The following is a 7,491-nucleotide window of genomic DNA, read 5'->3' as shown; positions in this document are numbered from 1 at the left end:
GTACTGCGGTAGCAGTGGGTTGGAATAAGCATGAACAATGTGATGTAAACGATTGGCATAATATTGTAGCGGTTGCGGCAGGGTGGCGTCGTACTATTGGCCTGAAATCACGGTAGTAGCGGTGGGCCGAAATAAAGAAGGAGAATGCAATGTAAGCAGTTGGCAAGGTATTGTGGCAGTCACAGCGGGTGACTGGCATACAGTCGGTCTTAAATTGGACGGCACATTGACGACTGTGGGGAATAATCGATATGGTCAATGCAATGTAAGTAGCTGGCGAGGTATTGTAGCGGTCAAGGCTGGGTATCTTCATACTGTTGGTCTTAAACGAGACGGTACGGTGACAGCAGTGGGGAATGATAAACATAACCAGTGTGATGTAAGTGGCTGGCGAGATATTGAAGCAATAGCGGCTGGTACGAATCATACAATCGGACTTAAATCAAACGGTACCGTGGTGGCAGTGGGTTGGAATGAGTATGGTCAATGTAACGTAAGTGATTGGAGAGATATTGTAGCGATAGCGGCTGGTTGTGCACATACAGTCGGACTAAAATCAGACGGCACGGTGATCGCGGTAGGTAATAATGAATTTGGCCAATGCGATGTAGGTAGCTGGCGCGACATTCGGTTGCCTGGCAAATAGTCAATTTACAATAAATCATTAGTAATATTATTCTATTTTAGGAGTAATTATGGAATAGGATATGTAGAAAATAATTAAACTTAAATCTGCTGAATAAGAATCTCTTTTGAAAAGGGATTCTTATTATTTTTCATAAAATGAGGGTGTAAATGGAATTTTTGAACAAATTTTATTTCAAAATTACAGTAGAAGATATAAATTAAAAAGTATAGAGGAGATAAAGGAATGCTTAAAAGGTTTTTACTTTTTTTACCGGATGTTTTACTTATATGTATCGTTCTCTACATAATGTACACAAATTCTTTTAGTTTTGGACAGATGCTAGTAATTTCCATTGCAATCGGAATTATTGGTGGTCTTGCTATTAGAATTTGTAAGGATGTATTCACGTATATAAGATGGACAATTAAACAAAGAAAAAATTGAATATGTTTAATAGTTATTAGGAGGGAATGAAATGACTAAGAAAAAGAATAGAGTGAAAAACGAGATAGTACTTTGGTCACTAACAGCAATTGTTCTATTAATTGTATGGTACTTTTATCAAAAATAAAAACGCATCGTACTCAAAAAGCACGATGCGTTTTTATTATTTCTTTTGCCAATTTTCTTTTATAAAGTCTTCACGACCAGATTCCTTTTGCTCAGTAGCATATTTCTCTGGATTCTTTTTATAGAAATGTTGGTGGTATTCCTCTGCTTCGTAAAAAGGTGCAGCAGGACGAATTTCAGTCACGATTGGATCTTTAAACATACCGCTTTCTGCAAGAGCTTGTTTTGATTTTTCAGCAAGCCCTTTTTGTGTTTCGTTATGATAAAAAATAGCGGTACGATAAGATGGACCACGGTCAAAAAATTGTCCGCCATCATCAGTTGGATCGATTTGTGGCCAATATAAGTCTAGTAATTTCTGATAAGGAAAAATAGAAGGATCGAATGTAATTTGAACAACTTCTAAATGTCCAGATGTTCCAGCTTTTACTTGTTCATATGTTGGGTTTTCTACATGACCTCCTGCATAGCCAGAAAGTACTTTATGAATACCAGGAAGTTCATCAAATGGTTTTACCATGCACCAAAAGCAACCGCCTGCGAAGGTTGCGAGTTCGTATGTTTTTTCGGACATTGCTGTAATCCTCCTAAATGTATATGTTTTATATAGTATTATATAAATTGTTTTATTGCGCAATAAAAAAGATTTGAAAATATATGTTTTTTATAAACAAGATCCTCCGCTCACATCAATTAATTGTCCAGTAACCCAACGGCTGTCTGGAGAAGCAAGGAATGCAGCAGTATCGGCAATGTCTTCTACTTCACCTAAGCGATTGAAAGCGGAAATAGTAGTAGCGTACTGCTTCATCATTGGGTCGCTCAAGAGTTCTGCATTCATATCTGTTTTAATAAATCCTGGAAGTATTGCATTCACCGTTATTCCTCGTGCTCCAAGCTGTTTTGCTAGCGTAAAAGTCATTGTATTAATAGCGCCTTTCGTCATACTATATGCAACAAAATCAGGTAAAGAAATGCGGGTGGCAGCGGATGAAATATTAATAATTCGGCTATTGTCACGTAAACGTGGTAGTGCTAGTTGAATGATAAAGAATGGAGCTTTTGCATTTACTGAAACCATTCTATCAAAAAATTGTTCAGTCGTTTCTTCAATAAAAGCACCAGGACCAATGCCAGCATTGTTTATTAAAATATCAAATTGTGTTTCACCAGTGCGCATTTGTAATTCAGTATCTAAAGCGTTATAAAGGTTTTCTACACCGTGTAAGGATTCTAAATTTGCGCCGATAGAAAAAGCTTGGCCACCATCTGATCGAATTTCATGAACAGTTTCTTCAGCTTCATCTTTTCGATTACCGTAATGAACAGCAACCAATGCACCGTCATTTGCTAAACGTTTAGCGATTGCTCGTCCAATTCCTCGGCTTGCTCCTGTAACTAACGCTACTTTCCCTTTTAACATAGTTTCCTCATCTCCTCATAAACTTTATAAGTTTTTCTTTATGTAGTAATGCAGACATACTTAAGTAATATATGAGTGTATGTAAGTAATGCATTCCAATTTTGATTTGAGAAAAAATAAATAGAATGAATTTTGATTTTTTTTGAAAAAACATGTTGACAAGGAAAAGAACAACGTCCTATAATACGTGTAACAAATAAAAGTTAATTAAGAATTTTCTAACTTTATATGTTGTATATGCAAAGAAGAGGAAAGTAGATGATTATGATCGTTTCAGAGAGCTACTCCAAGGCTGTGAGGGTAGTAACAATCGAATCATTGAAGATCACCTCGGAGCATCGCTTGCGAAAGGGAAACTGAGTAGAGGGCGGCGGCATCGTCTCCGGTAAAAGGACGGAGGTCTGATTGGACCTACAAAGCTTATATTTCGTGAGAAGTATAAGGAAGCTGAGTGGTAACGCGAAACTCTCGCCTCAGCAATCAAAGCTACTAAATTGTAGTAGTTGATTGCTGAGGCGAGAGTTTTTATTTTTAAAAATAGAAGAAGAGAATGCGTAGAAGAGGAGAGTAAATGATAAAGATTGTTTCAGAGAGCTGCCCCGAGGCTGTGAGGGTGGTAACAATTCACTCATTGAAAATCACCTTGGAGCACTACTTTTGAAAACTAGTAAAAAGTAGCGGGGTTGTTCCCGATAGAAAAACAAAAGTCTAATTGGACTTGCAGAGCTTATATTTCGTGAGAAGTATAAGGAAGCTGAGTGGTACCACGATTCCCTCGTCTCAGCAATGGATTGCTATAAGTATGTAAGTAATCGATTGTTGAGACGAGTATATTTTTAAGGTTTATATACTGAATATTCTGTTAAAAATACTCATCTCAGCAATCGATGTAGAAATAGATTGCAAAAAATAGAGAAAAAAAGAGGAGCGATGTGAGATGGGAAACCAGTACATTTACATGAATGGGGAATTTGTAGAAAAAGAAAAGGCAGTTGTTTCAGTATATGATCACGGTTTTTTATACGGAGACGGTGTATTTGAAGGGATTCGTAGTTACGGAGGAAATGTATTTTGTTTAAAAGAACATGTGAAACGATTGTATGAATCAGCGAAATCTATTTTACTAACAATTCCAATGACGGTAGAAGAAATGGAAGAAGCAGTTTTACATACACTCCAAAAAAACGAATATACTGATGCTTACATTCGCTTAATTGTCTCAAGAGGAAAAGGTGACTTAGGGCTCGATCCGAGAAGTTGTGTGAAGCCGAGCGTAATTATCATTGCAGAACAATTAAAGTTATTCCCACAAGAATTTTATGATAATGGGCTAAGCGTTGTATCTGTTGCATCAAGACGTAATACGCCAGATGCGTTAGATCCACGTATTAAGTCAATGAATTATTTAAATAACGTACTTGTAAAAATTGAAGCAGCACAAGCAGGAGTGTTAGAGGCTCTTATGTTAAATCAACAAGGATATGTTTGTGAAGGTTCTGGTGATAATGTTTTCGTTGTGAAAGATGGAAAAGTATTAACCCCGCCATCCTATTTAGGAGCATTAGAAGGTATTACGAGAAATAGTGTTATCGAGCTATGTGAGCGACTGAGTATTCCGTGTGAGGAAAGACCGTTCACTCGCCATGATGTATATGTAGCGGATGAAGTATTTTTAACAGGAACAGCAGCGGAGTTAATTCCAGTTGTAAAAGTTGATTCCAGAGAAATTGGAGATGGGAAACCAGGAAGTGTAACGAAACAATTGACCGAAGAATTTAAAAAATTAACGAGAGAAAGAGGGGTACGTGTTCCCGGGCTGACGGAAAGCTTAGCGTAAATAAGGAGAGGAGTTAATGGAAATGAAGCAGCAGTATACAGCGTATGAGAAATTACAGTATGAAGAAATGACAGGCGCTGGACATGTGATTCAATGTTTAAAGAGATTAGGTGTAACGACCATTTTCGGCTATCCGGGCGGAGCAATCTTGCCAATATACGATGCTTTATACGAAAGTGGTTTGAAACATGTTTTAACTCGTCATGAACAAGCTGCCATTCATGCGGCTGAAGGATATGCGAGAGCTTCTGGAAAGGTCGGGGTAGTCTTTGCTACCTCTGGCCCAGGGGCGACAAATTTAGTTACGGGTTTAGCAGACGCTTATATGGATTCGATTCCTTTAGTTGTCATTACCGGGCAAGTTGCAACGCCTTTAATTGGTAAAGATGGATTTCAAGAAGCGGATGTTGTCGGAATTACAGTACCTGTTACGAAGCATAATTACCAGGTTCGTGATGTGAATCATGTATCACGAATTGTGCAAGAAGCTTTTTACATCGCCAAAAGCGGGCGTCCGGGACCAGTATTAATTGATATTCCAAAAGATGTTCAAAATGCAAAAGTCACCAGTTTCTTTAATGAAGAAGTTGATATTCCGGGGTACAAACCAGAACTTGTACCAGACAGCATGAAACTTAGAGAGGTGGCTAAAGCAATTTCAAAATCTAAGCGTCCACTTCTTTATATTGGAGGAGGTGTCATTCATTCAGGTGGATCCGATGAACTCTTCGAATTCGCAAGGGAGAACCGTATTCCAGTCGTTTCAACTTTAATGGGACTTGGTGCATATCCACCGGGAGATCCATTGTTTCTAGGGATGCTTGGTATGCATGGGACATACGCTGCTAATATGGCGGTAACAGAATGTGATTTACTACTTGCATTAGGTGTTCGCTTCGATGATCGTGTAACAGGAAAATTAGAACTTTTTTCTCCAAACTCGAAAAAAGTACATATTGATATTGATTCTTCTGAGTTTCATAAAAATGTAACTGTAGAACATCCGATTGTTGGTGATGTAAAAAAAGCGTTACACATGCTGTTACATATGTCTATTTATACACAAACAGACGAATGGCTTCAGAAAGTAAAGACATGGAAAGAAGAATATCCACTTTCTTATAAGCAAAAAGAATCTGAGTTAAAACCACAGCATGTGATCAACTTAGTAAGTGAATTAACGAATGGTGAAGCGATTGTCACAACAGAAGTAGGTCAGCATCAAATGTGGGCTGCTCACTTCTATAAAGCAAGAAAACCTCGGACGTTCCTTACCTCTGGAGGATTAGGAACAATGGGGTTTGGTTTTCCAGCAGCAATTGGTGCTCAGCTAGCTAAAAAAGAAGAACTTGTCATTTGTATTGCAGGTGACGCTTCTTTTCAAATGAACATTCAAGAACTACAAACAATTGCTGAAAATAACATCCCTGTAAAAGTATTTATCATAAATAACAAATTTTTAGGGATGGTAAGGCAATGGCAAGAAATGTTTTATGAAAATCGTTTATCAGAATCAAAAATTGGATCACCAGATTTTGTGAAAGTAGCAGAAGCTTATGGAGTAAAGGGATTAAGAGCAACAAATTCAACCGAGGCAAAACAAGTGATGTTAGAAGCATTTGCTCACGAAGGTCCTGTCGTAGTTGATTTTTGTGTAGAAGAAGGTGAAAACGTATTTCCGATGGTTCCGCCAAACAAAGGGAATAACGAAATGATTATGAAGAGGTGGGAAGAATGAGTCATACTTTTTCACTCGTTATTCATAACGAGCCAAGCGTCTTATTACGTATAAGTGGGATTTTTGCTCGGCGTGGTTATTATATTTCTTCTTTACATTTAAAAGAAAGAGATACTAGTGGTGTTTCTGAAATGAAACTCACAGCAGTTTGTACTGAAAATGAAGCGACATTACTTGTTAGTCAGTTGAAAAAATTAATTGATGTTCTGCAAGTAAATAAATTATAAGGAGTGTATGGAATATGAAAACATATTATGAAAAAGATGCAAATGTAGAGTTATTACAAGGAAAAACTGTTGCAGTAGTTGGTTATGGATCACAAGGTCATGCGCAAGCACAAAATTTACGTGATTCTGGTGTAGAGGTTGTAGTTGGTGTTCGTCCTGGTAAGTCGTATGAAGTAGCGAAAGCGGATGGATTTGAAGTAATGTCTGTTTCAGAAGCGGTTCGAACCGCACAAGTTGTACAAATGTTATTGCCAGATGAACAGCAAGCTCATGTGTATAAAGCAGAGGTAGAAGAGAATCTTCGTGAAGGACAAATGTTACTTTTCTCACATGGATTTAACATTCACTTCGGACAAATTAATCCGCCAAGTTACGTAGATGTAGCGATGGTCGCGCCAAAAAGTCCAGGTCATCTCGTTCGCCGTGTATTTCAAGAAGGAAATGGTGTTCCAGCATTAGTCGCAGTGCATCAAGATGCGACGGGAACAGCGCTACATGTAGCACTGGCGTATGCAAAAGGTGTAGGGTGTACACGTGCGGGGGTAATTGAAACGACATTCCAAGAAGAAACCGAAACGGATTTATTCGGTGAGCAAGCTGTACTTTGCGGCGGGGTAACTGCACTTGTGAAGGCCGGGTTCGAAACGTTAACGGAAGGTGGATATCGTCCTGAAATTGCATACTTTGAATGTTTGCATGAATTAAAGCTAATTGTTGACTTAATGTACGAAGGTGGATTAACGACTATGCGCCATTCTATTTCAGATACGGCAGAGTTTGGAGATTATGTAACAGGATCGAGAATTGTTACAGATGAAACGAAGAAGGAAATGAAGCGTGTTCTGACAGAAATTCAGCAAGGTGAATTTGCGAAGAAATGGATTTTAGAAAATCAAGCAGGGCGTCCGACGTATAACGCAATGAAAAAAGCAGAACAAAATCATCAATTAGAAAAAGTGGGAGCAGAGCTTCGTGAAATGATGAGCTGGATTCATGCACCGAAAGAATTAGTAAAGAAATAGAGTAAGAGAGTATAAATGAAAAATATGTAAGAGGGGATTTGACAAG

General features: G+C 38.2%; 7 protein-coding genes, 1 pseudogene and 1 other annotated feature. Of the genes and pseudogenes, 6 read left to right on the top strand and 2 right to left on the bottom strand.

Features of this window, described 5'->3' with window-relative positions; genetic code table 11:
* Together DN400_RS06110 and DN400_RS06105 are read left to right on the top strand one after the other, a co-directional pair.
* Nucleotides 1–646 (top strand): annotated as a pseudogene (locus tag DN400_RS06110) (RCC1 domain-containing protein); the annotation flags it as partial.
* Between the two features lie 225 nt (nucleotides 647–871).
* Nucleotides 872–1,072: a hypothetical protein gene (locus DN400_RS06105; protein ID WP_147801577.1), complete on the top strand. Its 201-nt coding sequence runs from the start codon at nucleotides 872–874 to the stop codon at nucleotides 1,070–1,072.
* Nucleotides 1,073–1,235: 163 nt separating this feature from the next.
* Here the strand turns inward: DN400_RS06105 and msrA are convergent, their stop codons facing one another.
* The gene (gene msrA / locus DN400_RS06100) at nucleotides 1,236–1,772 is read right to left on the bottom strand and encodes a peptide-methionine (S)-S-oxide reductase MsrA (protein WP_001291883.1); all 537 of its coding nucleotides are present in this window, start codon (nucleotides 1,770–1,772) and stop codon (nucleotides 1,236–1,238) included.
* A gap of 90 nt (nucleotides 1,773–1,862) precedes the next feature.
* Nucleotides 1,863–2,621, bottom strand: coding sequence for an SDR family oxidoreductase (locus DN400_RS06095; protein WP_098907981.1), 759 nt, complete (start codon nucleotides 2,619–2,621; stop codon nucleotides 1,863–1,865).
* A gap of 546 nt (nucleotides 2,622–3,167) precedes the next feature.
* Nucleotides 3,168–3,407 (top strand) — a binding site (T-box leader).
* 151 nt (nucleotides 3,408–3,558) lie between these two features.
* Between DN400_RS06095 and ilvE the strand changes: the two genes are divergently transcribed.
* Genes ilvE through ilvC form a run of 4 tightly spaced genes read left to right on the top strand, consistent with a single transcriptional unit; the run spans nucleotide 3,559 to nucleotide 7,445 of the window.
* Nucleotides 3,559–4,458, top strand: coding sequence for a branched-chain-amino-acid transaminase (gene ilvE, locus DN400_RS06090; protein WP_000528161.1), 900 nt, complete (start codon nucleotides 3,559–3,561; stop codon nucleotides 4,456–4,458).
* Nucleotides 4,459–4,480: 22 nt separating this feature from the next.
* A complete protein-coding gene (gene ilvB, locus DN400_RS06085) occupies nucleotides 4,481–6,196 on the top strand; it encodes an acetolactate synthase large subunit (protein ID WP_141493285.1) in 1,716 nt (571 codons plus the stop codon).
* Nucleotides 6,193–6,423: an ACT domain-containing protein gene (locus DN400_RS06080; protein ID WP_000019909.1), complete on the top strand. Its 231-nt coding sequence runs from the start codon at nucleotides 6,193–6,195 to the stop codon at nucleotides 6,421–6,423. The genes ilvB and DN400_RS06080 overlap by 4 nt, the downstream gene beginning before the upstream one ends.
* A gap of 14 nt (nucleotides 6,424–6,437) precedes the next feature.
* The gene (gene ilvC, locus DN400_RS06075) at nucleotides 6,438–7,445 is read left to right on the top strand and encodes a ketol-acid reductoisomerase (RefSeq protein ID WP_000861143.1); all 1,008 of its coding nucleotides are present in this window, start codon (nucleotides 6,438–6,440) and stop codon (nucleotides 7,443–7,445) included.
* The last annotated feature ends 46 nt before the right edge of the window (nucleotides 7,446–7,491 follow it).

This window comes from Bacillus sp. AR8-1 (genome assembly GCF_008042345.1).
In the GTDB taxonomy this organism is placed as follows: Bacteria; Bacillota; Bacilli; order Bacillales; family Bacillaceae_G; genus Bacillus_A; species Bacillus_A cereus.
Note: the sequence above shows the minus strand (reverse complement) of the source record. Positions and strands in the feature narration are given on the sequence as shown.